The 22329-nt window shown below is 60.0% G+C and carries 26 protein-coding genes and 1 pseudogene; 6 read left to right on the top strand and 21 right to left on the bottom strand.

All coding sequences use genetic code 11. The features are described from left to right. Positions 1 to 178: 178 nt before the first annotated feature. The gene (locus tag NL114_RS21460; protein WP_254824882.1) at positions 179 to 1489 is read left to right on the top strand and encodes a hypothetical protein; all 1311 of its coding nucleotides are present in this window, start codon (positions 179 to 181) and stop codon (positions 1487 to 1489) included. A 213-nt stretch (positions 1490 to 1702) separates the two neighbouring features. Here the strand turns inward: NL114_RS21460 and NL114_RS21455 are convergent, their stop codons facing one another. Together NL114_RS21455 and NL114_RS21450 are read right to left on the bottom strand one after the other, a co-directional pair. Then, on the bottom strand, positions 1703 to 2293 hold the full coding sequence (locus NL114_RS21455) for a hypothetical protein (RefSeq protein ID WP_254824881.1): 591 nt from the start codon (positions 2291 to 2293) through the stop codon (positions 1703 to 1705). Positions 2294 to 2578: 285 nt separating this feature from the next. Continuing rightward, a complete protein-coding gene (locus NL114_RS21450; RefSeq protein ID WP_254824948.1) occupies positions 2579 to 2812 on the bottom strand; it encodes a hypothetical protein in 234 nt (77 codons plus the stop codon). On the opposite strand from NL114_RS21450, the pseudogene NL114_RS21445 reads away from it, so the two are divergent. Next, positions 2699 to 3268 (top strand): annotated as a pseudogene (locus tag NL114_RS21445) (hypothetical protein); the annotation flags it as partial. The gene NL114_RS21450 and the pseudogene NL114_RS21445 sit on opposite strands and share 114 nt — an antisense overlap. 319 nt (positions 3269 to 3587) lie before the next feature. Here the strand turns inward: NL114_RS21445 and NL114_RS21440 are convergent. Next, a complete protein-coding gene (locus NL114_RS21440; RefSeq protein ID WP_254824880.1) occupies positions 3588 to 3827 on the bottom strand; it encodes a hypothetical protein in 240 nt (79 codons plus the stop codon). 328 nt (positions 3828 to 4155) lie between these two features. Here NL114_RS21440 and tnpA point away from each other — a divergent pair, with 328 nt between their 5' ends. After that, positions 4156 to 4560, top strand: coding sequence for an IS200/IS605 family transposase (tnpA, locus tag NL114_RS21435; protein WP_254824879.1), 405 nt, complete (start codon positions 4156 to 4158; stop codon positions 4558 to 4560). Position 4561: 1 nt separating this feature from the next. Beyond that, positions 4562 to 5806: an RNA-guided endonuclease InsQ/TnpB family protein gene (locus NL114_RS21430; RefSeq protein WP_254824878.1), complete on the top strand. Its 1245-nt coding sequence runs from the start codon at positions 4562 to 4564 to the stop codon at positions 5804 to 5806. Between the two features lie 11 nt (positions 5807 to 5817). On the opposite strand, the gene NL114_RS21425 is transcribed toward NL114_RS21430, so the two are convergent. Both NL114_RS21425 and NL114_RS21420 read right to left on the bottom strand, forming a co-directional pair. Then, positions 5818 to 6234, bottom strand: coding sequence for a DUF8129 domain-containing protein (locus NL114_RS21425; protein WP_254824877.1), 417 nt, complete (start codon positions 6232 to 6234; stop codon positions 5818 to 5820). Beyond that, complete coding sequence (locus NL114_RS21420; protein WP_254824876.1) at positions 6231 to 6569, bottom strand: hypothetical protein; 339 nt, start codon at positions 6567 to 6569, stop codon at positions 6231 to 6233. The genes NL114_RS21425 and NL114_RS21420 overlap by 4 nt, the downstream gene beginning before the upstream one ends. A gap of 184 nt (positions 6570 to 6753) precedes the next feature. On the opposite strand from NL114_RS21420, the gene NL114_RS21415 reads away from it, so the two are divergent. Next, positions 6754 to 7251, top strand: coding sequence for a hypothetical protein (locus NL114_RS21415; RefSeq protein WP_254824875.1), 498 nt, complete (start codon positions 6754 to 6756; stop codon positions 7249 to 7251). A gap of 170 nt (positions 7252 to 7421) precedes the next feature. Here NL114_RS21415 and NL114_RS21410 read toward each other — a convergent pair whose 3' ends face one another. Next, on the bottom strand, positions 7422 to 8333 hold the full coding sequence (locus tag NL114_RS21410) for a transposase (protein ID WP_254824874.1): 912 nt from the start codon (positions 8331 to 8333) through the stop codon (positions 7422 to 7424). A 32-nt stretch (positions 8334 to 8365) separates the two neighbouring features. On the opposite strand from NL114_RS21410, the gene NL114_RS21405 reads away from it, so the two are divergent. Next, a complete protein-coding gene (locus NL114_RS21405; protein WP_254824873.1) occupies positions 8366 to 8953 on the top strand; it encodes a hypothetical protein in 588 nt (195 codons plus the stop codon). Between the two features lie 480 nt (positions 8954 to 9433). Here the strand turns inward: NL114_RS21405 and NL114_RS21400 are convergent, their stop codons facing one another. The 15 genes from NL114_RS21400 to NL114_RS21335 all read right to left on the bottom strand — a co-directional run bounded on the left by NL114_RS21400 (position 9434) and on the right by NL114_RS21335 (position 22141). Then, positions 9434 to 10708: an RNA-guided endonuclease InsQ/TnpB family protein gene (locus NL114_RS21400; RefSeq protein ID WP_254824872.1), complete on the bottom strand. Its 1275-nt coding sequence runs from the start codon at positions 10706 to 10708 to the stop codon at positions 9434 to 9436. Positions 10709 to 10919: 211 nt separating this feature from the next. Further along, positions 10920 to 11153 carry a hypothetical protein gene (locus NL114_RS21395; protein WP_254824871.1) on the bottom strand — a complete coding sequence of 78 codons (234 nt, stop codon included), beginning with the start codon at positions 11151 to 11153 and terminating at the stop codon, positions 10920 to 10922. A gap of 217 nt (positions 11154 to 11370) precedes the next feature. Continuing rightward, entirely contained in the window at positions 11371 to 11667 is a 297-nt protein-coding gene (locus NL114_RS21390; protein WP_254824870.1) for a hypothetical protein, read from the bottom strand. Further along, the gene (locus NL114_RS21385; RefSeq protein ID WP_254824869.1) at positions 11667 to 11840 is read right to left on the bottom strand and encodes a hypothetical protein; all 174 of its coding nucleotides are present in this window, start codon (positions 11838 to 11840) and stop codon (positions 11667 to 11669) included. The genes NL114_RS21390 and NL114_RS21385 overlap by 1 nt, the downstream gene beginning before the upstream one ends. Further along, a complete protein-coding gene (locus NL114_RS21380) occupies positions 11837 to 12103 on the bottom strand; it encodes a hypothetical protein (RefSeq protein WP_254824868.1) in 267 nt (88 codons plus the stop codon). The genes NL114_RS21385 and NL114_RS21380 overlap by 4 nt, the downstream gene beginning before the upstream one ends. Further along, positions 12100 to 12378: a hypothetical protein gene (locus tag NL114_RS21375; RefSeq protein ID WP_254824867.1), complete on the bottom strand. Its 279-nt coding sequence runs from the start codon at positions 12376 to 12378 to the stop codon at positions 12100 to 12102. The genes NL114_RS21380 and NL114_RS21375 overlap by 4 nt, the downstream gene beginning before the upstream one ends. A gap of 571 nt (positions 12379 to 12949) precedes the next feature. Further along, positions 12950 to 13423, bottom strand: coding sequence for a hypothetical protein (locus NL114_RS21370; protein WP_254824866.1), 474 nt, complete (start codon positions 13421 to 13423; stop codon positions 12950 to 12952). Positions 13424 to 13594: 171 nt separating this feature from the next. Further along, positions 13595 to 14479: a hypothetical protein gene (locus NL114_RS21365; RefSeq protein WP_254824865.1), complete on the bottom strand. Its 885-nt coding sequence runs from the start codon at positions 14477 to 14479 to the stop codon at positions 13595 to 13597. Further along, entirely contained in the window at positions 14463 to 14834 is a 372-nt protein-coding gene (locus tag NL114_RS21360) for a hypothetical protein (RefSeq protein WP_254824864.1), read from the bottom strand. The genes NL114_RS21365 and NL114_RS21360 overlap by 17 nt, the downstream gene beginning before the upstream one ends. 639 nt (positions 14835 to 15473) lie before the next feature. After that, positions 15474 to 15761 carry a hypothetical protein gene (locus NL114_RS21355; protein WP_254824863.1) on the bottom strand — a complete coding sequence of 96 codons (288 nt, stop codon included), beginning with the start codon at positions 15759 to 15761 and terminating at the stop codon, positions 15474 to 15476. Then, positions 15758 to 16081, bottom strand: a complete 324-nt coding sequence (locus tag NL114_RS21350) for a hypothetical protein (protein WP_254824862.1) — start codon at positions 16079 to 16081, stop codon at positions 15758 to 15760. The genes NL114_RS21355 and NL114_RS21350 overlap by 4 nt, the downstream gene beginning before the upstream one ends. Positions 16082 to 16167: 86 nt before the next feature. Further along, positions 16168 to 16386 carry a hypothetical protein gene (locus NL114_RS21845; RefSeq protein ID WP_434084123.1) on the bottom strand — a complete coding sequence of 73 codons (219 nt, stop codon included), beginning with the start codon at positions 16384 to 16386 and terminating at the stop codon, positions 16168 to 16170. A gap of 160 nt (positions 16387 to 16546) precedes the next feature. Beyond that, positions 16547 to 17554 (bottom strand): hypothetical protein, encoded by a 1008-nt coding sequence (locus tag NL114_RS21345; RefSeq protein WP_254824861.1) that lies wholly within the window; start codon positions 17552 to 17554, stop codon positions 16547 to 16549. A gap of 70 nt (positions 17555 to 17624) precedes the next feature. Next, complete coding sequence (locus NL114_RS21340) at positions 17625 to 20537, bottom strand: VWA domain-containing protein (protein WP_254824860.1); 2913 nt, start codon at positions 20535 to 20537, stop codon at positions 17625 to 17627. Between the two features lie 65 nt (positions 20538 to 20602). Further along, complete coding sequence (locus NL114_RS21335) at positions 20603 to 22141, bottom strand: AAA family ATPase (protein ID WP_254824859.1); 1539 nt, start codon at positions 22139 to 22141, stop codon at positions 20603 to 20605. Between the last annotated feature and the right edge of the window lie 188 nt (positions 22142 to 22329).

The raw sequence follows: 22329 nt of genomic DNA, 5'->3' as shown, positions 1-22329 counted from the left end.
TATCTGGAAATGTGAAGGGCTGGTTCTGTTGCACCCTCGTTTGATTGTAGATTTGGGTATGGTCGGTAAGTCCAGAGGAGGTATACAGCAACTCGCCGCTGTTATTCGCTGGAGGGACCGAACGCACTGATAAGGAACCCGCACCAACTTAATATAAGAACCAGACAGGACCTATATCATGGACGAGCGGTTCTACGACGCATATCAGCGAATCTGGGAGCTACCAAGGACCGGCGAAGTACGTGTCCAAATGGGACAAGAATCTGCATTCAAAAAGAACCTTTTCGGAGCCATTCGGGATCTCGGACTCGACAGAGACCACCACCGAATCACGAATAGAGGTCTCTACAAGAAATTTCACGAAGGACTCATCAAGATAGCCGAAACACACGGAACAGACCTCACCGAAGACGAGTTGAGCGGTCATTTTCAGACCAAAAAGAGTGGCATTTTCTCGAATTGGTTAGGGACTCCACCGGACACGTACAAGCTTGTATTCCCGATAATGATTCGGAGCAAGCATTTTCCAGATGAAGTCGAACTCTACGAGTCGAAAGCAGAGCAAATCGACGAAGATCAATGGGAAAATCATCTCATAGTGGCCGAAAATGACGATGATTCGAGTTTCGATTCCTTTCTGGATGAACTTCCGAATGACTACTCGGACCACCCGTTGAAACGGCGTGAGTGGACCTTCTTGATGGTCGAAATGAAAGCCCGAGACGAGTTCTACGCCCTACACAGGGTCTCGGAACTCGTCGAATCCCGCTTCGCTGAAATAAACTTCTTCGATCAGCTCTGGGCCGCAGGTATGCCGCAACCGGGGAGTTCAGATCGTGCTCCCTACGAGAAATGGACCCGTCATCAAGAACCACCGTTCTACCTCATATTCCAAGACGGGGATTTCGTTACGTATCGTCCGATGGATTTCGATTATCGGCGGTCGGTTGGTCGGTTCCATTTTAACCACGCAGACGATGTTGATGAGATCAGCGACATTCCGACGTTCGACTATGATGCTGACAAGGGAACCTACGAGGGATATATTGTCAGTGCGCTACTCGCGTACCAAGACGGTATAACCGAACGATCTGTTCGGCAATCTTTCTTTAGTTTCTGGAGAGGCATCGAAATTCTTTCGAATACCAGCGATTATTCGAACGCCAGTGACTTCGACAAGATGGTTGACCGTGGTGAATTCGCGCTTTCCTATCACCACGACATGGACGACTCGCTTCGTCCCGAATTGAAGCGAGCCATCGAAGAGATAGAAGAGAAACGCCACGAACTCGTTCATGAAGGGCTAAAGACCGAGATTCATCAAGGTCATCGGAATGGTGCGAAATTACTACTGGACGGGTTGTTACTCCTATACATCGACAAATACGGGCAGTGGGATCTCAATGACATGTCCTCTTTTCTCAAACACGGGGTCGAATATCAAGAGAAGGTCCAGTTCCTTACAACGCTGCTAACGGACCTATCGTAGAGGCGCCCAGAACGATCATACATTTTCATCCTCGAAGAAGACCCCTGGCTCGTCAGGGATTTCACCGCCGTCTTCGTGGAGTATTTACCAATTTGAGTCCACGCAAGATGACGACTGAGTTGTGACCAATTCGCAAGCCTACTTATCGACTGTTTCACCGCAGAAGGTTGGTGACCGGGAGAATTTCTACAGAGCCAGCTCTGAATCGTGTGATTAGAGCTCTGTCGGTAGCAGAAGCTCACAGAGAACAGCTGCTTGGTCAAGAAGTGCGTCGAAGAGCCGTTCAGTCGGTCGATACAGCGCGTGGTGTTCATCAACAGAATATGGCGTTTTCTCATCATCTGTGTGTGAGAGAAATCCGCACTCGAGAAGCGGAGCAAGGGTAGTATCCAGCGCAGTTCCGGAACGGCCAGATTCGACTTCGAGCGTGTGTCGAGAGAACTCAGAAAGGAACCGCGTACAGCAACTCAGGACGTGAGCACGTCGATCAGCGAATAGTTCGTTGAGCGCAGTACGATGGGTGCGTGTCCAATACTCGTCGAGTTTGACGTATGTGCGAACGATAGGGGAAAGCTCGTTCACGGAACCAGTAGCATGGACGATGCCAAGGTCGTTGAGCGCATGTTGGTCTTTGGTGTCCAGAGACTCGCCGAGGGGATGGAGAACAGTTTGAAGCGCATCGTGGTACCGTGAAGTGAGGAATTCCCCGGCAACAACGTGGGCGTTCACGATATTTCGAGTTGGGTGCATTGACTCGTGGTGATCGGGGTTTCGGTGGTCGACGTGGGTTCGTGGGTAGCTCATAGAGCACCTCTTCCAACGTGGCGTTTAGCATTAACATTCCGAGCAGTCAGGCCCGAGACTGCAGCCGTGTGGGTTTAACCAACACGCCGCCGTCAATACGGCCGGATGTTGGTTAACACGAACAACGCTCGATTCAGGAACTATTCTCGGAAGCGGGATCCAAACAGAGACTACTCGGGGCTGTGCCGGGATTGGAGGGAATCAAGTCGAGTTCCCTGAAACGCGGAAGCAACACGCCGCGGCTTATCGGGAATGTAGACCTTTAGTCGAGTATGGAAGGAACACTCAATGTCGAACCGATTGGCGGTGGACCAGCCAACTCGGGGCGCAGACCGCAATCGGTCCCTTGCTGACCAGGCCGATCCGGCTACGGACGAGATGCTGCTGCCGTAGCTCGACGACGGCATCACGCTGCTCGACGTCGAGGGGAGCCGCGGCGTCCCTATCCTGCAGTCGCTCGTGCTCGACCACCTCCTCCTGCACGATGGGCCCGCCTTCTGGGTCGACGCAAACGGGCACGTGACGACGACGACACTCGCCAGATCGCGCCCAGTCAACGGTTGCTCGATCGAATCCACGTGGCACGCGGATTCACCGCCTACCAGCACTACGGCGCCGTCTGTGATCTCCCGGCAGCGGTGAACAAAGCAATCCGGATGCCACCGCCGATGCCGGGGCGGCCGGTCGACGGGCCCCAGGCCGAACGAGGATACGGTACCCCACACGCCCGCCGTCATCGTCGCGCCGGCGGTCGACACCCAGTACCGCGTCGACGATACCCTTGGCGAGCCCCACGCGAAAACCCTCCAGGCCCGAACCCTCGCCCGGTTAACGACCTACGCCAATGGGTGCGACAATCCGGTGCTCGTTACGAGAAACGAACGAAACGAACAAAACGAATCAACCGAGCCAGTCGCGACGGCCGCCGACCACCACCTGGGGGGCGAGCAGACCCGGTTGGGGCCACGTGTCGTCGACGTGGGGGACAAGCGTCTCGAAGGTCGTCGCCGACGACACCGATTCACTCTATTCTATTGGCAGATAACCGGCTACTTAAACACTCTACGAGGGGACCGCTTCTGCTGATTAGATGGAGTTCTTGGGCCAATAGAACCCTTGATTTGGTACAATAGATTGTAGGCTGGGTGTTTGTAGACGCCCTTCGGGACGCCCGAGGTGGATGCGTCGGCTGAGAAACCGATGTCGGACAGCACGAGCATGCTCTCCTCTCACCGGGAGATGGTGTAGGAGTAGAAGAGAGTCGCGAGGATCTGGTATTGGCTGTTCGTCGAGGCTAACGGGGGTTTCGGCGGTCGAGTTCTTCGTTGACGTCCGAGAGAATTTCTCCGAGACGCGTCTGGAGTTGTTCGACAGAGAGTGGTGGTGGTTCGGCACCACCGGTGTGGAGTTCGTCAGCGAGCGCGATGATGTCCTCGGTGAGGTCTCGGCGGACTTCTCGTCGGTAGATTTGTTCGCGGGCATTTCCGTCGATACTGATGAGTTTGCCACACGCAGGGCACTGCCAGTCAAACATGGTATCGCTCGAACCGTAGCGACGAGCATCGACCTCTTCACCACAGTGAGAACACATTGTTGACGGCATGGTATGGCCTCGCTGGAGAGTCCGGGGGAGTGCACAAAAGCGGCTAGGGAGGGAAGCCTCCAATCTCGATACTACCGGTTTCGTTAGCTGAACTGAGGCGCTAAGCCCCCTTCCTCAGCGAGCGCCGACCGAAGGGAAGGCGCGAGCAGGGAGGGGATACAGCGCCACAGGGTTTCCATACACTCTACGGTTGCAGGCCCACAGACCCACGCAGTCACAACGTTATTGTAGTAGGGTAGCAGAGTATTGTCTGAACCTAATGGAATACGATCTCGACTCGGGAGCGCACTCGACGTTTTCCCTGCACTACCACCTGATACTCGCCACAAAGTATCGGCGCGGAGTGCTAACCGAGGAGCGAACCCAATTCATTCACAAGGTCATCAGCGGGTTCACGGACAACTACGGCGTCGAACTGACGAACCTCGACGGCGAGGACGACCACGTACACATCCTGTTTCGAGCGAAACCAACCACAGACCTCGTGAAGTTCATCAACACGGTCAAAGGCGCGACAGCCCGCCGTATCCGCAACGAGTACGCGGACGAACTGAAGACTGAACTGTGGGGCGACTCGTTCTGGAACGATTCGTACTGCCTCATCTCGACGGGACAGGTATCGCTGGATGTGCTGAAACAGTATGTCGAGAACCAACGCGAGTAGAATGTACTACGCCTACAAGTACCGTCTCAAGCCGTCCGACGCCCAGCGTGAGGAGCTGGACCGCCACCGAGACATTTGTAGGCAACTCTACAACCACGCTCGCTATCGGTTCAACGAGATTCCGGAGAGCGCGGGGACCCTCAACCAACGTGTCCGCTCCATCCGGGACGAACTTCCTGCCCTGAAAGAGTGGTGGGACGACCTTTCGGACGTGTATTCGACGGTGCTTCAGACCACCGTTATGCGAATCGAGCAGAACATCAAGTCTCTCGGAGAACTCAAGAAGAACGGCTACAACGTCGGTCGGCTCAAGTGGAAGCCACCGCGCGAGTTCCGTAGTTTCACGTACAGTCAGTCTGGCTTCAAGCTCGACAAGAAGGGCGGTCAGACTGTCCTGTCACTCTCAAAACTCGCGGACATACCGATTCGGCTTCACCGCGCCATCCCCGACGACGCGAAACTCAAGCAGGTCACGGTCAAGAAGGAACCGACCGGCGAGTGGTTCGCCACGTTCGGCGTCCAAATGGACCGCGAGCCACCCGAACCGCCTGAGAATCCCGAGCGAGTCGTTGGCATCGACGTGGGGATACTCAAGTACGCCCACGACACCGACGGCACGGCGGTTGGGCCGCTCGACCTCTCCGACGAGCGCGAACGCTTGGAGCGTGAGCAACGGACGCTCTCGCGGAAGGAACAAGGGTCGAACAACTACGAGAAGCAACGGCGGCGGGTCGCAGAGTGTCATGCCGACCTCCGACGGAAGCGCCGCGACTTCTTGCACAAACTCTCGGCGTACTACGCTCGGGAGTACGACCTCGTGGCGGTCGAAGACCTGAATGTGAAGGGGATAATGGAGTCGCCGTCGAACAGCCGCAACACCGCGTCTGCGGCGTGGCGGACGTTCCTCTCGTTGCTCGAATACAAGTGTGAACGAGGGGGGACGCACTTCGTAGCGGTGGACCCGCGAGGGACGACCAAGGAGTGCGCGTCGTGCGGTGTCTCGACGGAGAAGCCGTTGTGGGTCCGTGAACACTCCTGTCCCGCCTGCGGGTTTGAAGCGGACAGGGACGCGAACGCGGCGTGGAACATTCTTTCTCGCGGCCTCGAAGATGTAGGAGTGGGATACTCCGAATCAACGCCTGTGGAGACTGCGCTCCCTGGGGATACACCTGTGTCTGCAAAGCGCGTCGTTGAAGCAGGAAGCCCTACCCTCAAGGAGCGAACGGCGTCAGCCGTGAGCGAGTAGGGTAGGGTAGTTCACAGCTCTTCCCACGCAAGCGGCATGGACGGGCCGGCGAGACCGCCTGGCTCGTGGTCATGGACAAGGTCTAGCAGTCCCCTCGACGGTGTCCAGACAGAGAGCGTATCGGTCATCGTAGTCGTTGATGTCATGGGCTCAACCGGCGGGGTCTGCCCTAGCTCGGGTGTTGACTCCGGCTTTGATCCTGTCTCGGATGGACGCTCGCCAGTCTCCTCGTAGATCGCATCGATTCGATCGGTGAGACGGCGGATGATTCCTGCCCGATTCCGATTCGCCCGCTCGTGTTCGAGATACTGCTCGACGGTCTCGATGGCTTCCATCATCGGGATTGCGGGTGTGATTACCCGGAAATTTGCGGTGTCGAGAAGTTTCTCAGGTGGGAGCTGTTCGAGCAGGGGTTCGTCGTGGCTCATGAGTCGACGTTGGATTCGCCATCAGCTTCGCGGGTGATGTCAGCTCCGAGGGCGGCAGCGACCTCCGTTTGTGGAGTCTTCTGCCGGGGTGTCTCAAAGCGTCCCCACTCGGTGAGGTGTGTACAGGCGTCGTCGACGACGTGTTCGATTGTTCGGCGAGTTGAGACGGTGTCGGGTGGCGTCTCGACGAGCGTGGCAAGTTCAAGACCGTCGTCGAGCCGGATGTGTGGGTGTATCTCGTAGAGTGCTTTGACAACGGCCTTCGCGAGTGCGTTCGGCTTGAGTTGGTCGGGGTTAGTGAGGCGACTGGCGACGATTGCGCTGAGGTGTTGCACGCGGCGAGCGGCAGCAATGCTCTCATCAAGACTGTCGGCGGCTTGTTCCTCCAGGACAGGGTGACTGCGAGTGGTTGTATTCATCGGGAGATTCCCTCCGCGGACTCGGGGGCGACAAACGGGCGGTTCGTGGCTTGCTTGTCCTACATAACATTATACCGCTCGAATGTAATGTAGGAAGCGTATGCCGGACCAGGTGGCGACAGTCGACGACACTGCAACCGAGGGGGCCGTCGTCCTCCTCACGGACGGTGGGGATGACGAGGAGCTGCCGCCTCCCCCGGAGGGGATGCCGAAGTACCTGTGGGAGCCGCTACAGAAACAGACCATCGGTGGATTGGAGTCGGCTATCGAGTACGCGGAGGAACTCCTTGAATACAAGCAGCGGCCGGTAGCGATGTCCTCGACGTCAGATGCGGGGAAGACCGTGGCGGAGAAGCCGGCGAAGGATCTCGCTCGCGAGCAGCAGCGGGAGGCCAAAGAAGAGTTCTTGGAGATGAGCTCGGATGAGCGAAAGGCGCTCTCGGACGACCAGTTGGCGCGATATGGGCACGTTCAGATTCGGAAAGTTCCGTGTGGGCCTCGTTGCGATGGCTGTCCGCATGGGCCGTATCGCTTCGTCGTTCTCCGGGATACCAAAGGCGAGGTAACGACGAAGTATGCGGGGAAAGCAAGAGAGTAAAGGACAGAATCGAGTGTTGATCAGTAGTGGACATCGACGGGCGTGACGAACCACTCCTGGTCGTGGTCGGTGGTCTCGCCGGTCGAAATCTCAGTAACAGTAGTTGGTAATACGATTTCTTTATTCAGTGTCCCGAGTGCAACTGACTCGGTTCTTCCCCGATACATCTGCTACAAGAACAACCCGTCGAAGAAGTCTAAGGTTTCTGAGGGCTCGGCGCGGATGTTCGCCTCGTACGGGTCGTCTTCGATGGCCTGCATCAGCCGCCCAGCGGTGAACGGGTGGTCCCCAGCCAGTTCCTTCCCAGTGTCGTGAGCGCGGACGACGTTCGCCGTCACCCAGAGGTTGTAGAGGTGCGCGGCGAAGTTGAAGTACCACGTTCGCATCGTCGCCGTCGTAGACCGTGATTTCGGAAGGAAGTCCTCCTTGATGACGCGGAAGCCTGTCTCGATGCCCCACCTCGAACGGTAGTCCTCGGCGATTGACTCGGCCGTTTCTCGCGTCATCGGCGCGTTGGTGTAGAGCAGGTTCACCATGTCCGTCGGATCGTCCGGTTCGGACTGCTGAAGCCGCTCAGCCTTCTGTTTCGGAAGCGCGACCATCCAGTGAGCATCGTCCGGGTAGTCGGCCACGCCGTAGCGCATCTGTGGTGAGTCCGCGCCGCCCTCGGCGACCTGCCGCATCAACTGGTCCACGTCCTCAGCCCCGCGCCGGGCCTGCATCACGAACGTCACGCCGAATTGCTCCAGCACGCTCGCCACGTTCCCCTGATAGAACCCCGAATCGAGGTACGCCCGGTCGACCGTGACGTAGTGATCCGCGAGCCGGAGCAGTCGCCGGATGTAGTACGGGACGTTCGACATCTCCTTCACCGGAAGCACCAGCAGCACCAGCGGCGCGTCTCCACCGACGTACGAGACGGCTCCTCGGGCGGCCCGCTGTTCAAGTACGATGGCGGCAACAGCGATGCGTGCGTCGCTGGCCTCCTCGACAAGAATCTCTACCTCGGCGGGTGTGCTGGGAACACTGCAGAAGCGGTCAGGAACGGCGTCCCGGGCTACTTCCTGACGTGAAAATTCCACAAACTCTTGTAATAACACACAGGCACCGAACCATGCAAAAGGTAACTCTAGCGGTGATTGGCGTAGCCGTTGCCTCTGTAGCCGGTGGTGGCATGCTGTACGTGGCGGAACTGTCTGAAGGGTCTACCACGTCCCCCCAAATCGGATTCCAGCCGGAGTATTACCCGGGGAACGAGTCGCTGCGACTGACGAATCTTGGGAACGATAGTATCAGGCCAACGAGCGTGACCGGCAAACAGCGCGCTAAACTCTATATCGTGGTTGAAGGCCCCGGCGACCGTGAGCGGCGAGCCAGGATCACAGGCGGCGAACGCACGTCTGACCGGGGACTATGGGTGGATGACGCCGAAGATGCGATTCGGAACCAAACCTCCGCTGGGGACAGTGTTCTCATCGTTTCGGACGGGACAGATATCGACGGGGACGGGAAGGCGGGGATTGAGCCGGGAGAGTGGGTTAATGTGCGATATTTCGAAATCGAGTACGACGAGTGGACCGGCCCCGAACGGAAGACTCACACACTCTACTCGGTGAGAGTCTGCCAGCCACTGGCTACCGGGACACCGACCACCTCCACGTCTCCGAGGTCCGCGTGTGCGTCCGTCGTGACCACGCGATGATACCCGCGGACCAATCTCTCTGTTTACAACGGCGACCACAAGAGCACGACCGCCGAGACAGCACACGAGCGGTGGCTCACCAGCACGTGGCGGCGTTGTTCAGCGAGGCCGTCGCCGTCCCCCTACACGTCGCTGAAATACCTCGGGGACCGGCCCGTCGAGACCGCGCGGAACGGGCTGGCACGAGTCGGCTCACACTCGCGCTTCGGCTTCGGCGAACTGCGTGTCATCCCCGTTGATGAGACTGACAGAAACTAGATAACCGAGGGCCAACGAGCCACTAATGGACACCACGACCACAGGCGAATCCCCGGCTAATCATTCAGTATCAGACGTGAATAAAGAAATCGTATTACCAACTACTGGTAAGGAGTTGGTCGTACTCCGAGGGGGTGCGGATGGCCGTTCCGTACTCGTCGTAGAGGTAATGACATCCTCCCCGGCGTAAACGCCGGGGTTTCCTCGCGCTGGGGGTATCGGTTACCGACCCACGGAGGCAACTTGCGGGTTCGTATGCTCCTCGTTGGGAACTGAGCGTGATGACTCTGACCAGTTGTGGTCGTCCCACTTGAGGCATACAGGCCGTGCCATCGGCCGTGCTGCTGTCGTCTGCCGCTTCAGGAACGTCTCCGACGCCGTGAGGTCCGCGTGGCCATCGAAGCCACACGGACACGTCAGCGAGTCTCGGTGGCGCGTCGTCCGGTCAGTTGACCCGCACTGTGGACACTCTTGGGACGTCCACGCCTCTGACCGGATTTCGACGGTCATACCGTATTCCTCGGCGGTACACGCCAGCCGGTCGATGAACGCTCGGAACGCCCAGAAGTTGTGCGTTTTCTCGTTGGCTCGAACCGACCAGTGCGTCTCCAGCACGTCGGTCAGCGCCCCGACGTACACCGTCGAGACGCCCTCGTCGTACAACCGTTCGATGAGGTCGCGGCAGAGCGCATCTTGAGCGTGGTCGCGCCGCTTCGTTCGGCGTCGGTACAGCGAGCGTATCCGGTGACTGCTGTATCGCCCATCCTCCAAGAGCGACTGCAACCGAGCAATTTCTCGCGTCGTCGCACGGAATCGCTCGAACAGGTCGCGGCCTTCGTACAGGTATTGCTGACCGGTCGTGGTCGTACAGGCGACGAGGGTGTTCGCACCGATATCCAGGGCGGCGGTTTCGCCCGCCAGTGGGTATGCCAGTCGAGAATCGTCGATGGTGACCGGCTGAAAGGCCCTGAACATCTGTGCGTGTTCGTCGTAGAACAACTCCAACCGGCCCTGCTTGTCGTACTCCTTCCAGTTGGGGTCACCCCGGACTTCGGGTCGGAGGCGTTCCCGTTGGCCGAGTCCGTACTCGTCTTTCAGGTCTTGCCCGACGAGTATTTCGAGGCGGGAATATTCGCCCCACTTGACCGAGTACGACGTGTTTCGGATGTACGTGCGGAGGTCGCGGCCATCTTCGGCGTTGCCCCAGTATCCGGGCTTGCCGTTGGCCTCGCCCTTCTTCTGGAGTGCGAAGAACGACCGCCACGCCTCGCGGCTCTTGCGCTCGATCTGTTGCACAGTCGAGGCACCGAGAACGCCGCCGTAGCGCCCGCGATACTCGCTGATGTCCCAGACGTCGCCGTCCGGGTCGGCGTAATTCTCGCGGCGCTCGTAGGTGATCTCGTTCCAGAGCGCGGCAGAAGCGTCCAACAGCCGTCGGAGGAGTTCCGCGTCCGCGTCGGACTGAGGAACCACCTCGAACGTGCTGGTCCGCTTCATCGAACCGACGGAGGGCGTAGCGGTAAGTATATACTCGCCATCCGGGGTGAAAGTGAACGCTGGGAGATGCCCCAGACAGAGCGGCGACTGTGGTTGTTCTGGAGATATCGGATTCACGCCCCCCTGAAGGGCGGGACTCTCTCCTTGAATCAGGTAGTCTGAGCTGAGTTGGTGGGTCCGTCGGACTGGGCTGTCAGGGGTGTCGGGACAGTCAGAGGAAGAGTGCGAACGCGGTGTCGTCGGCGTCGATGCCGAACAGTGCCCCAGGGCCGTTACCCTCGGGATCGGCCGAGGGATACAGCAGGATGCCGGATTCGAGTTCGATAGCGGGTATCGAACTCCCGTGCTGGGTGATCCAGCCTTCGCGGTCGAGTTCGGCGGGGGTCATCTCACGGATGGCGACGATACGCTGTCCTTCGATCTGGTCGTCTGTGTTGGATTCCATATTGGGATGGCCTCCACCGTGCAGGGCCGGACAAACGAGCGTGAGCTAGCCGCTCGTGGCTCCACTCTCATTGTCGGTCTACAATCCTGTCGTCGGTGTCCTCACCGGTATAGCGACCGACGGCGTCGAGGTAGGGGAAGGCGACGATATCACCGGCACGAAGAGGTCGTATCACTCTGGACTCGGGGTGTCCGTGGGGCACGATTCCGGGGTGGTGCTACGTGCTCGCCCAGCCGAAGAACAGGTACGTGTCGTCCTCGATATGGATGCAGCCGGCGGGTCCCCACTTGCTATCGATGCGTGGGTCCTGTTCCTCGATGAGCTGGCTGGCGTAGTCGTCGGGGTCGGTGTCACCGACTTCGTCGGCGGGAATCTGAGTGAATGATGTCTTTTCGGCGATAGTACCGGTGTAGCCGGCGTGTCCGTGGAGGTACTTGGCATCCGCGACGGCGTTTCGGAAGGCAGTGTCGGCGTCAGTGCCGCTGACCCTGGTGAAGAAAGTGTGTGCACCCATCAGTCGAACCTCACGTTCTCGCTCTCACACTCGTCACACCAGCACGAACGGGTCTCGAACTGCTGATGTTCGCTCTTGGTGAACTCGCCGTTGTCGTAGATGCGGAGTTCGGTTGCGTCGCCAGCGTGGACGAACACGACGGAGTTGCTGCAGTCGAGACACTCGGGCATCATCGCCCCTCCGTGGTGGTGTCCGCGTGGTCGGTAGGAACGAGGTCGTCGTAGGTGCGGTCCTTTCCGCACCCGACGCAGAACACGCCGTTCTCGCCGATATCAGCCCCCGTGATGGGCCCATCTTTCGATGCTTCGACGTCCACCTGTCCGTTCGGGAAGCGATGGACGCCGCCGAACTGGACCTGGTGGATAATCCACGAGAACCGCTCGCCGCCACACTCGGGGCAGGCGAGGAACTCCGAGGTAACCGAGTTCGTGCTCATCTGAGGGCCTCTAGGCGGGCGTCTCCGAGGCTATACTGATCGATGAGGCCAGCGGCGTCGAGGGGGGCTCGAACGAGGTTAACGCCGCTGCGATAGGCGTCGTGGTTGGTCGGGGCAACGATGTCGAGGACTACTTCGATGGTTGCGGGGGCGAGTTCGCGCACATCACGGGCTACGACGAACTCGTCGGCGACTTCTCGATTCGTGTTCTGAAGCGTGAAAACGACTGCTGCTTCGTAGATCTGCTGATCGGTGGTACTGCTGGTGGTTGCCATGTCGGGATTCTTCCTCCACCGACTCGGGAGGCACAAATGGACCCGATGTGCCCCTCGCCATCTAGAGTGTAGGGCTACGAGCGAATTGTTGTCCCTTAGGCTCTGTTGAAATCCTCTGTAGCTGATGGGAACGGCGTGCTGACTATAGAGGATGAATTCAGCAACCCTCCGAACCATATTTTACTCGCTCGAAACTGAGTCGAACCGCTACAGCGTTTGGACGGGCCTATCTGTAATGGAGGTAGATGATGGAGACTATCGCAACCGCCAATAGAAGCCACCAAATGGGCCCGATGGCCTCGAAAGTATTCACGTCATCAACAACGAGCGTTGTCCGTGTTGGCGTAGTCTGGAGGGCAAACATACTGCTACGGGGTCACCTGCGGATAAGTACTTTCTCCGTTTGCAATGGTCGGTATAGGTAGTCCGCTCGTGGCCGACTCGCGCGTTGTATGCAGCACGGCTTCTGAAACCTATCGCTGATTGAGGATTTCAACAGAGCCGGTCATTGGGTATGAGCGGACCGAAATTCTGGAATTCTTGCGAGTCGACGGCTCTGAGGTAGTGTGTCCTACTCGGACGATGAGGCGTCCGCGTTCTGGTGTTCGTCCGTGTCGTGGGTCTGACGGCGCTGCTGGGCCTCGAACATGAAGCGTGCGCTGGCTTGCTGGCCATCGAGCGTGCGCTGGTCGACGTTCGTATCGGCGAAGAGGGTTCCTTGTAGGCCAGGGGCGTCCTGGAGCGGGTCTTTCGCCCCGGCGTTGCGAGACCGGATAGCCGACGGTGGGCGGTCGTCGATGAATTCGTCGCTGCCGCCGGTGTCGATCCGGGAGGTTCGCTGGCGGGTATCGACGTTCACGCCGTGGTGGAAGAGCGTGGTCTCGAAGGGTTCGTCGTCGAGTGCGAGCAGACCGTGTTCGTCGACTGTGTTCTTTTCGACCGCCTCATCGTCAGTCTCGGTGATGAAGACGGCTTGGTGATGGATGTCGAAAGAGCGTGCTGGGTCTGGAGCGCTGTCTCCGCTGCTGGATGTCTCGGTACTCATGGCTGTAGTTGGTCGAATCTGGTCGTAGTGGTCGGGTCGTCGGCCTCGTTCCGAGGTGGGAGGCGACGTCGCCTACCGTGCGACCCTGCACTTCGACGGGGGCCACAAACCGGGCTGTGGTGAGGAGGACGGAGGGCAGCTCGCGAGGTAGTCTGAGTCTCCAGAGAACCGTCAGGACGTTGGAATGAGGTTAAACATCAGCGTGTTGTCGGGGGTGCCCTCGAAGGCTTGCTCGCCACTGAGGAGTGTGATTCTGAGCTGGGCGATGTCGCCGTCGAATCGCCCCGTGACGGTGAGAGGCCCATACCAGTAGCCGTACCCGGCTTCGAGTTCAGCTTCGGTCCACATCGGATTGTGGCCATACGTGAGGACGAGTTCGGCAGTGTGTTCTTGGACGGAGAGGTGGTTGATTCCGTAGTATGCCCCCTCGTTTTGGAAGAAGAGGTTGCCTTCGAGGGTGAACGTACCATCTGCGTTTGCAGAGAGGCCGAGCGTGTTCTCGTGGACTCCTGAATACGGATGGCTGATGATCCACTCATCCGGAGTGGAGTTCGTTACGGTGACGTCAGCGAGTTTCGCTCCGGGAGCGGGGTCACGGCGGTAGCGCATCCACTCGTTCGTGGCTGGGGAACTGATCGGGCCGACGTATACCCGGTCGTGGGTTCTGTATCGGTCTCCCGATCTAGTGAATGGGAGTGCCGGTTCGATATCGCTGGAAAGCACGGCGGGCCCTGTGGGAAGCCCAGCAGCGGTCACGGGATCGTCGGTCGCGTCGGGGGTGGTGCTGTCATCGTCACCAGTCCCGTCGCCGTTCTCATTGCCAGCCTTCACGGGCATGGTGGGCGCGTCGGTTCCGGGCGTCGTCGGTTGGCGGGTCGTGGTTGATGCGGGCGTATTCGGCACGTCTGCGTTGACGGGTTCGGCTCCGAGGAGGCCGAGACAGCCGGAGAGACTGGTGACAGCGAGCATCCCGACGCCGGCGAGGGCTGTTCGGCGAGTGACGCCGGGAGCGGGGGCTTCTGGTCGGTCGGTCCTGGGCTTACTTGGCTCCTGCATTGCAACCTACATCCATCCCAGTGTCTCGCTCGGAGTCGGTACTGGTACGTTCGGCGTGCTGTTCTCGGAGTTGTTGTGCCTCACGCTCGGAGAGGGTTTCCTTGGGGATACTGAGGTGCTTGAGCGCCCACTCTTCGATTTCGGGGAGCGTCATCGGACGTGGGAGTTCGTGATGCCCGACTGGACGGGCGAGAAAGGAGCCGTCGTCGTTGTGCAGGTCCTCGCTGAAGTACCCGAGGAAGTATCGGTCAAGGCCATTCACTCCTGGCCCGTCCATGATCGTAATCATCGAATAGGAGTCCAGTGGAACCTCGGACTGAAGGCTAAGTGTCGGGAACTTGGAGGGGATGTTCACGGGCGTTGTAGGCCGGGTTTCGGCATAAGTTCGCGCAGATCACATCCAATGTAGCGGCTACATTTCACGGGGTGTCAGGTCCCACTTCTAGGTCCATTCCTCGTTTGGGTACGTTGTGATTGCAGTCAGCGCGTAGCCGTCTGGTCGTCGGCATGGCAGAACCGTCGATTCCAGAGGTCGACCAGGCGTTGTCCGCAGAGCCAACAGCCGACGGTGTTCTCCTCGAAGAGTTCCACAGATACACTCGGTCACTAACCCACTCCATGAGTGCCTATTGAGACTATCCGCTGTTTTCGGCCTTGTCTTTGAGTATGCGGTGCTCGGCGTACACGTGGCAGAACCGTCGTCGTCGACTTTCGAGATTCGACTGGGCGCTCCGGGCTTTGCGAGCGCGGTCGAACGCGAATGGGTCGCGAGAGCAGAGGTGCGACGGGATGGTGGCCCGAACGGGATCCCCACCGGGAGAGACACCGAGTTCGCGCAGATAGCGTCGGAGGACGGCTTCGCTGGAGTCGATTTGCGACCGCAGTGATCGAAGTGTCCGTTCTTTTCCCGTCGCCTCTATCTCGGTAGGATCGTAGTCAATGGAGTCGAGGTCGATGTCTTCCCAGCGGGGGATATCGTGAGAATGCACGGGTATCACGGTGCGTCCGGCGGTGTCCGTTCGGCGTCCGGTTCGTCGACCGTCACGTAGAACGGGCCCTGCCAGTTGCGAGCGAGTTTGGGGGCTTCCTCGATCCGCACGAACTGGTCTGAGGCGTCAGTATCGTCCTTGACGAGGTCGCCGTCGGCCGTAAGTGCTTTCTCGAGTGGAACGGGGTACGTCACGGTGTCGTTGCCGGCCACGGCCCGATTATCGACCCACAACTGCAGAGGGAAGGTAACCCGAATGTGCGTGGCGTCGGACTGCTCGTTGAGAATCTTCACGCCCCGGCCTCCGCCGTATCGTCGGTCGTTTTGGCTGCTGAGGAGGGGACATAAGTGCCGACGGCCGGCGGGTCCGGGTCACTTTTGTCGGTGTCCTCGAACTCGGCGTCGAGCTCTTGTTCGTGGTCGCGGCCCTCGCCGGGCCGGTCGTAGTCGCCGGCGACGTAGAGGGCGATTCGTCCCGAGATAGTTCCGTCCTCGTGGGCGGTGAACAGGACGTGTTCGGTGGCGTAGCCAAATTTGTTGACGGCGAGTTCGTGAAGTCGTTCGACCTCGTATCGGGTACGTTCGGGCGCTTCTTCGGCGATATCGAATGTCATTTCTTGATTCCCTCACCGTTTCGGGGGCTACAAACGCGTCCTACACTACGTTCCGACAACCGAATGTTGTGTAGGAGAATTGCGGACTAGCACCGTCGCTTGCTCTCCGGCACTCTATATGAGTCGAGGGTGATTTGGTCGGACGGGCCGTAGGGAGCGGATTCGGGTTCCATATCGGCGAGTGTTTCCGCGCAGATACCCAGCGCACACCCCCCGTAGTAGCCGTCGGCGACGGCAAGGCGATCGCGTGCGGCGTGAGGATGGACGAAGTTTCCGCCGTGTCCCGAGCGGCGCTTGCATTTCATGCCGATATCGGCATCGCACGTGGGACACCGGATTTCGAGGACGGGGTCGCGAGGCCACGTCCGGTCACACCCGTCGCGGTTGCAGGAGACGCTCATGGGTCGGTCATGCGAACTCATCGAAGCCGACCTGAGCGGTGTTCGCGCTTGAGCAGCGCCGTCATCAGTGGTAGTTCTCCGCTCGGGACTGGTGGGAGACGGCGATATCGGGGCTGACGAAGCGGCGTGCTCGGTGGGGGACATCGATGCCTCGGGAGACGGGCAGGAAGATTGAGTCTTGACAGCCGCAGACGACGCTCGCGAGGAGTTCGTGCTTGCACATGACCCGCCACGGCGCCGTCTGCTTGTAGGGACAGGCGCAGGTCAGCGCATCGCCCCACGGGATGAGGGGATACTGGCTGCCGCTACCGTATTCGCCGACGAGCAGCGGTGCAGGGAGTTCGATGCCGTAGTCGCCGAGGCACACGGGGGCGTCGATCTGGGTATGTGAGAGTGATGATTCTCGGAGGATGTAGACGGAATCGAGGCCGTGGTCGCGGGCGAAGGCGTCGGGATCGGTCTCGTCGCCGACGAGGACCATCCCGACGAAGGCGTTGTGTTCGAGGAGGCGGTCGGCGTCGGGTGCGGGCCCGATGCACTTCTCGATCAACGACCCGTACGACGAGTCCTTGAGGACCTGGCTGAGGTTGGGGCCGGGGATGAGTTCGCGATACCACTTTTCACGGCGCTGGCGCTCTTCCTCAAGAGCCTGTTCAGGATGGGAGTCTTCGCGGGCGATGCGAAGTCGCGCTGCGAGGAACGCTGGAGCTTCCGCGAGAACGGAGTCATCGTCAGCGTGGGTGTAGAACCGTTTCTCCTCGTTGATTCGAGCGACACAGGAGGCTTTGGCGTAGGCGAGGCCGGGGGGCTTCTGCTTGATTCCCTGCCAGGGGTGGGTGCTGGAGTCGTCAGCATCGTACTTCCAGGGGTTGTAGTTGCCGAGGAGGTGATCGCGGCGGACAGGCCCACCCCGCATAAAATCGAGACGGATCTGGTGTTCGATCGGTTCGATGTTAGCTGGGTCACGGTCGACGTCGTAGTCGTATTCGCGGTCAGTATGTGCGAGCGCGCCTGGTGGGAGCGAGAGGTGGGGCACGTTGCCCTCTGCTGTGTGGAGTGTTCGACAGGACATGATAAGGTGCGGGCGTAGACTGGACGCCCCGCTACCGTCTCGGGGGCGACAAACTGGTCGTAAGTTGTGCTCAGAGCCCGGCGAGGAGGCTAGCGAACTGGTCGAGGCGGTCGTCGAGGCGCTCAGGCGTATAGACCGTTTCCTGGCGCTCGTATACAGTCGCGAGTTCCGAGGCCGATCCGGAGAGGCTCCCAGGTTCGGTGTCGGTCGCGATGGTGAGCGAACACACTGGAGCGTATGCCTGGCGGATGGCATCTGTGACGGCGTCGGTTGAAGTCTGGTCGTCCCCGACGCTGATGATGAGTGGTTCGTCGCGCTGAGCTTCGACGAGGTCGTTCGCGAGTCCGATGGCGTCGGCGAGCGGCGTCCCACCGCCGCAGGAGGTGTCGAGGAGTGCCGACTGGACGTGTCGTGCCTCGATGCTGAATGGTTTGACAAGACGGGCGTTCCCGTGAATGAAGTCGATGACGGCGACGCGGATACCGAGGTTTTCGGCGGCGAGCGCGAACCGGGTGAGTGCTTGGGTCGCGACCTCGATCTTCGGGGGGGAGCCTTGCCGCATCGATCCGGAGCGATCAAGGATGAACACGAGAGCGTACTGTTTCTCGTTGCCCATCGTCCGGCTCTTGCACACACGAGGGTCGCCGATAGCGAGCCGGTGACCAGCACGCGTGTCGTACGCCCCGGCGGAGAGTCCCCGTCGCGTGCTCCTCCGGCGATCGAGACGTAGGTAGAGTTCAAGCGTATCGGCGACGCGGCCAGCCCCGTCTTCGATGGTACCCCACTCACGCGGTGGGACGAGATTGTCAGAGAGGGGGAGGATGGTGAGGTCTTCGAGCGTTCCTGGCGAGTAGCCGTCATTCCCACCGTGTCCGCTGTTCTCCTCGCCCTCCTGGTCGTTTCGCTGGCCCTGGCGGCGTTGGCGTTCGAAGTGGTTTCCGAGCGCGTCGAGTTCGTCCCCGAGGGCTCGCTCGTCGATTCGTTCACGGTCGGCTTCGTCGTGGGCGGCACGTTCGTCGCTGGCGAGTGCTTTGTCGTAAGCGGCTTGGGATTCGTCGGCCGACCGCGAGGAACTCTGTGCGTGTGCAGGCCCCTGGGGGTGATCCCTCTGTAGTGACTCCTCAGAGTGGTGGGCCCTCCCGCCGGACGTTTCCCGCGAGTCGTTTCCACCTCCGGGTTCGATATCGCTCGTACCTGTACTTCCGTCTCCGCTTTGGTCCTCATGTTGATCCTCGTTCCCGTCCTCGCGTTCTCCCTCGGATTCGGGTGTCGCCTCCACGCCTAATTCGGTGGCTTCTGAATCGGCCTCGGCTGGATCCTCACCGGAGGTATCGAAGTCACCGAGCGAGAGTTGGTTGTCGCGAGAGCGGTCGGTGATGGAACTCGAGACGGCACTTTGTGGCGTATCTCCTGTGATGGAACCGGGGGTAGGGTCGTGCGGGGAGGCTGTCTCCGGCCCTTCTGCGGGAGAGGAAGAGTGTTCACGTTGGCGGGCTCGTTCAGTGGCCCGGGCGATGGCCTCTGCACGGCTCTGTGCCTCCCGCTGTGTGTCTGCTGTCGTAGAGGCATCCTCACCAATCTTCTCGTCAACAGGGCCGTCCTCGGCCGCCTGTGGACTGTCACGGGTGTTGGTGTCGCTATCGCCATCGTCATGGTTGGTCTCAGTCTCTTTGTTGCCCTCACTCTCGCCACTGGGGTCCTGGTCGCGCTCATTGTCGTCGACGTCGTCCGGGTTAGGATCGGGCGTGACCTGGGGTTGCTCGAAGATGTTCTGGTGGGGGTCGTCGGTGGCTTCTCTCGATAGGGAGATGTCACTCGGGTCGAAGTTACCGGGGAGAACGGGAACGCCGGTCGCTTGAGTTGCCTCCGTCGCTTTGTCGGTGTCTTCGGATTCAGGGCCATCGTTTCCACTGGGGATTCCACCCTTGTCACCGGGGTTAGACGTTCCTTGCTCGAGGTCTAGGTGTTCGTCTTCACCGTCACCCGACGCCTGCTGATTGACGCTGTGTTCGTCAGCCCCTTGCTGTTGTTCAGCGGTGGTATCGTCCTGATTAGCGTCGGTGTTGGCCTCGAGGATGGGCTGGATGTGGTCGGTCCACGTTTCGATGACGCGGCGGGCCCGGCGGATGGAGGCGGTCTTGTCGTGTGCGTGGGTAGTGTCGGCGCGGTCGGCGCTCCGAATCGCGAGCGCGTCACTCACGAGGATGCACAGTTCGGAGTGGATGGCCTCGAACGCGTCCCGATCGGCGTCAGTCTTGAACCGGATACGTGGGTCCTCCTCGTCGAGCAGGACAGCCGTGATTCCTGTCGGGTAAATCGCCTCGTCGTAGAGACACGAGGTAACGGCGTCCCAGAACGAGTAGCGAACCTCCTGCCCGTCGGGGATGTCGTCGGGCGTCTGGGAGTGGAGTCGGCGGGTGAGTTCGAGACGGATACCGGCGTTGTCGCTGAAGTTCCCACCGTGGATGGCCTCACTCTCGATAGCGCCATCTTCGATGATGTTGATGAGATCGTGGACCTGGGCGTGATACTGCTCGTCGATCTCGGCGTCGAGGAGTTCCGCGATGGCGGTGATAGCCGTCTTGAGGATGTGGAGGAGTTCGTGGAAGGCGAGGCCGAACTGGTGGGCGTGGTCAGCAGTGAGCTGGTCATTGAGGGGAATCCTGGTCAGGTCGGCTTCGTTTCCGGTGACAAGCACGAGGTAGTCGGCGTCGACGCCGGCGAGGAATTGTTCGGCCTGAGAGCGTTCGATTTCGGTCGCGTCGGAGGAGACGATAGCCTCAACGTCGGCGGGGAGGACGGCGGCGGTCTGGACACCGGCAGAGATGACGACATCGACGGTCACATCGTCGGGGAGATGGCCAAGGATGAACTCGCGGAGGCGGTCAGCTCGCTGTGTAGAGATGCGGGCTCTTACAGCGGCGTGGGGGCTGAAGTCGTCGACAAGGGGGCTGTGGTCGCGGTGGCGATGGCTGAGTGACATGGGAAGGTGGTAGCGGGACGGACGCCCTCGCTGACGCGGGGCGCACAAACCCCGGCAGGAAATGGTTAGAGGTAGTCGTTGAGCGTCTCGTAGGTGTCTTCGGGGTACTGGTTCGGCTCAGCAACCGCCCAGAGTTCGTTCTTCGTCGCGGCCTTCGGAGACGCACCGTCCTCGATGTGCTCACAGAGGATAGTGAGGTTCCGTGTCGAGAGCGTCGGCCACGACTCGTTCTGCCGGGTCTGGTGAGCGAATTGGACGATCTTCCTGAGGGTTGGGCGGTCCACAACGACATCTGCGCTGTTCACCTGCCGGTCGAGCGTTTCGACTTCCTCCTCGACATCCTGGATGTAGGGTTGCTCAAAGGCACGGAACCGGCCACGGGTGGCGGAGTTCATCGGCTCCGAATCACGGTACTCACGGGTCGGCGGGTTCATCGTGATGACGAGACGGGCCGATGGGTGCGGTTCGACGAGTTCGCCGTGGCTCTTGACCAGGAGTGTCCCTTCGTTCAGCAGGCGGTGGAGCGCGATGGCCGCGCCTGCTTGCATGACGGGGAACTCGTTGATAACGATGGTATCGCCGTTCAATAAGCCCTGTTTCACGGCGCCGTTGCGGGGTACGATGACATCGCCGTCGGGGACGAGTGGTCCGAAGAGGTCCTCGGGTTCGGTCGATCGATCGACGTCGATGGACTGGTAGCCACGATTCGTCTTGTGACAGAGGTATTTGAGCAGGTAGTTCTTCCCGGACCCACGGGGGCCGACCACCCTGATGGGGACGAGTCCTCGGGCGAGTTTCTTCGCGATGAGTTCGTCGAGTGGGAGCTGAAGTCTCGGGTCGATAGGCACAGCGGGCGGGATGACCTTGCCGTTCTCGTCGACGGGGAGGGCGTCGTAGCTCGCGTCGGGATGCGTTGCGGCCTTGGGGACGCTCGGATGGTCGGGATCATCGAGGATGTGGAGGCCCGTCGGGACAGGCGTCCCGGCGTTGCGGCCGATGTCTGAAATATACATCGCGCGTTCGTCGTCGGGGTCCCAGCCTTCGGAGAGAAAGCGAGGTTCGCCAACAGATTCGGTGACGAGCGAGAGGTCGGTGACCCGAGGTTCCCCGAGGCCGGTGTCGGGATTGCTCCGCTGGCTGTAGTAGGCGGCGGCCCGCTGGGCGAGTCGGCGACCGACGGGGACGTGTCGCTTGGCTTCTTTGAGCAGATTATTGGCGCGGCTCTCGGTGAGCGTCCCGGTGAGACCGGCGATGTCGTCGGTGCTGGCGCTAGCGAGGGTGGTGAAATCCTCGTAGCCGGATTCGCGAAGAGCGTCATTGATAGAGTCGGTGACGACGCTGATGACCCGGAAGTCAGCGGCGTCGTCCTGTTTGAGGTCGCCGAAGGCGTCGGTGATGACCTGCGGCTCAGTGGCTTGAGGGGAGACGCCGGCGATGGTGGCACCCCCGCTCGTCGAACGGGACAATGTATAGATACCGGCATCGGCACCATCGTCGATGAGGTCGGCGGCCTTCTGGTCGGAGAGATCGATGTAGTCAGAGACGCGCAGGGTAACGCGTTCGACGGGAATGTCGCCTCCTTCACGCTGGAGGAGTCGGTTCACGAGGTGTGAAAGGACGACCTGCCGGTCGGAGCTGTCGGATCCGTCACTCGTAGTGGATGATTCTGAGGACATGAATTCGTGGTGGTCGAGCGGATTCGTTCCGCTCCTTCACCGTCAGGGGGGCGACAAACAGAGTTCAGATTCTTGGGCTCGGTTGAAACTCTCAATCGATGATAGGTTTCAGAAGC

Origin of the sequence: Haloglomus halophilum, assembly GCF_024298885.1 — an archaeon.
Classification (GTDB): Archaea; Halobacteriota; Halobacteria; order Halobacteriales; family Haloarculaceae; genus Haloglomus; species Haloglomus halophilum.
The sequence above is the reverse complement of the archived record's forward strand: the minus strand, read 5'-3'. Positions and strand labels throughout refer to the sequence as shown.

Coding starts and splice junctions, on each gene's coding strand:
- NL114_RS21460 (WP_254824882.1), top strand. CDS start 179: ATGGACGAGCGGTTCTACGACGCATATCAGCGAATCTGGGAGCTACCA.
- NL114_RS21455 (WP_254824881.1), bottom strand. CDS start 2,293: ATGAGCTACCCACGAACCCACGTCGACCACCGAAACCCCGATCACCAC.
- NL114_RS21440 (WP_254824880.1), bottom strand. CDS start 3,827: ATGTTTGACTGGCAGTGCCCTGCGTGTGGCAAACTCATCAGTATCGAC.
- tnpA (WP_254824879.1), top strand. CDS start 4,156: ATGGAATACGATCTCGACTCGGGAGCGCACTCGACGTTTTCCCTGCAC.
- NL114_RS21430 (WP_254824878.1), top strand. CDS start 4,562: ATGTACTACGCCTACAAGTACCGTCTCAAGCCGTCCGACGCCCAGCGT.
- NL114_RS21425 (WP_254824877.1), bottom strand. CDS start 6,234: ATGAGCCACGACGAACCCCTGCTCGAACAGCTCCCACCTGAGAAACTT.
- NL114_RS21415 (WP_254824875.1), top strand. CDS start 6,754: ATGCCGGACCAGGTGGCGACAGTCGACGACACTGCAACCGAGGGGGCC.
- NL114_RS21405 (WP_254824873.1), top strand. CDS start 8,366: ATGCAAAAGGTAACTCTAGCGGTGATTGGCGTAGCCGTTGCCTCTGTA.
- NL114_RS21400 (WP_254824872.1), bottom strand. CDS start 10,708: ATGAAGCGGACCAGCACGTTCGAGGTGGTTCCTCAGTCCGACGCGGAC.
- NL114_RS21395 (WP_254824871.1), bottom strand. CDS start 11,153: ATGGAATCCAACACAGACGACCAGATCGAAGGACAGCGTATCGTCGCC.
- NL114_RS21390 (WP_254824870.1), bottom strand. CDS start 11,667: ATGGGTGCACACACTTTCTTCACCAGGGTCAGCGGCACTGACGCCGAC.
- NL114_RS21385 (WP_254824869.1), bottom strand. CDS start 11,840: ATGATGCCCGAGTGTCTCGACTGCAGCAACTCCGTCGTGTTCGTCCAC.
- NL114_RS21380 (WP_254824868.1), bottom strand. CDS start 12,103: ATGAGCACGAACTCGGTTACCTCGGAGTTCCTCGCCTGCCCCGAGTGT.
- NL114_RS21375 (WP_254824867.1), bottom strand. CDS start 12,378: ATGGCAACCACCAGCAGTACCACCGATCAGCAGATCTACGAAGCAGCA.
- NL114_RS21370 (WP_254824866.1), bottom strand. CDS start 13,423: ATGAGTACCGAGACATCCAGCAGCGGAGACAGCGCTCCAGACCCAGCA.
- NL114_RS21365 (WP_254824865.1), bottom strand. CDS start 14,479: ATGCAGGAGCCAAGTAAGCCCAGGACCGACCGACCAGAAGCCCCCGCT.
- NL114_RS21350 (WP_254824862.1), bottom strand. CDS start 16,081: ATGACATTCGATATCGCCGAAGAAGCGCCCGAACGTACCCGATACGAG.
- NL114_RS21845 (WP_434084123.1), bottom strand. CDS start 16,386: ATGAAATGCAAGCGCCGCTCGGGACACGGCGGAAACTTCGTCCATCCT.
- NL114_RS21345 (WP_254824861.1), bottom strand. CDS start 17,554: ATGTCCTGTCGAACACTCCACACAGCAGAGGGCAACGTGCCCCACCTC.
- NL114_RS21340 (WP_254824860.1), bottom strand. CDS start 20,537: ATGTCACTCAGCCATCGCCACCGCGACCACAGCCCCCTTGTCGACGAC.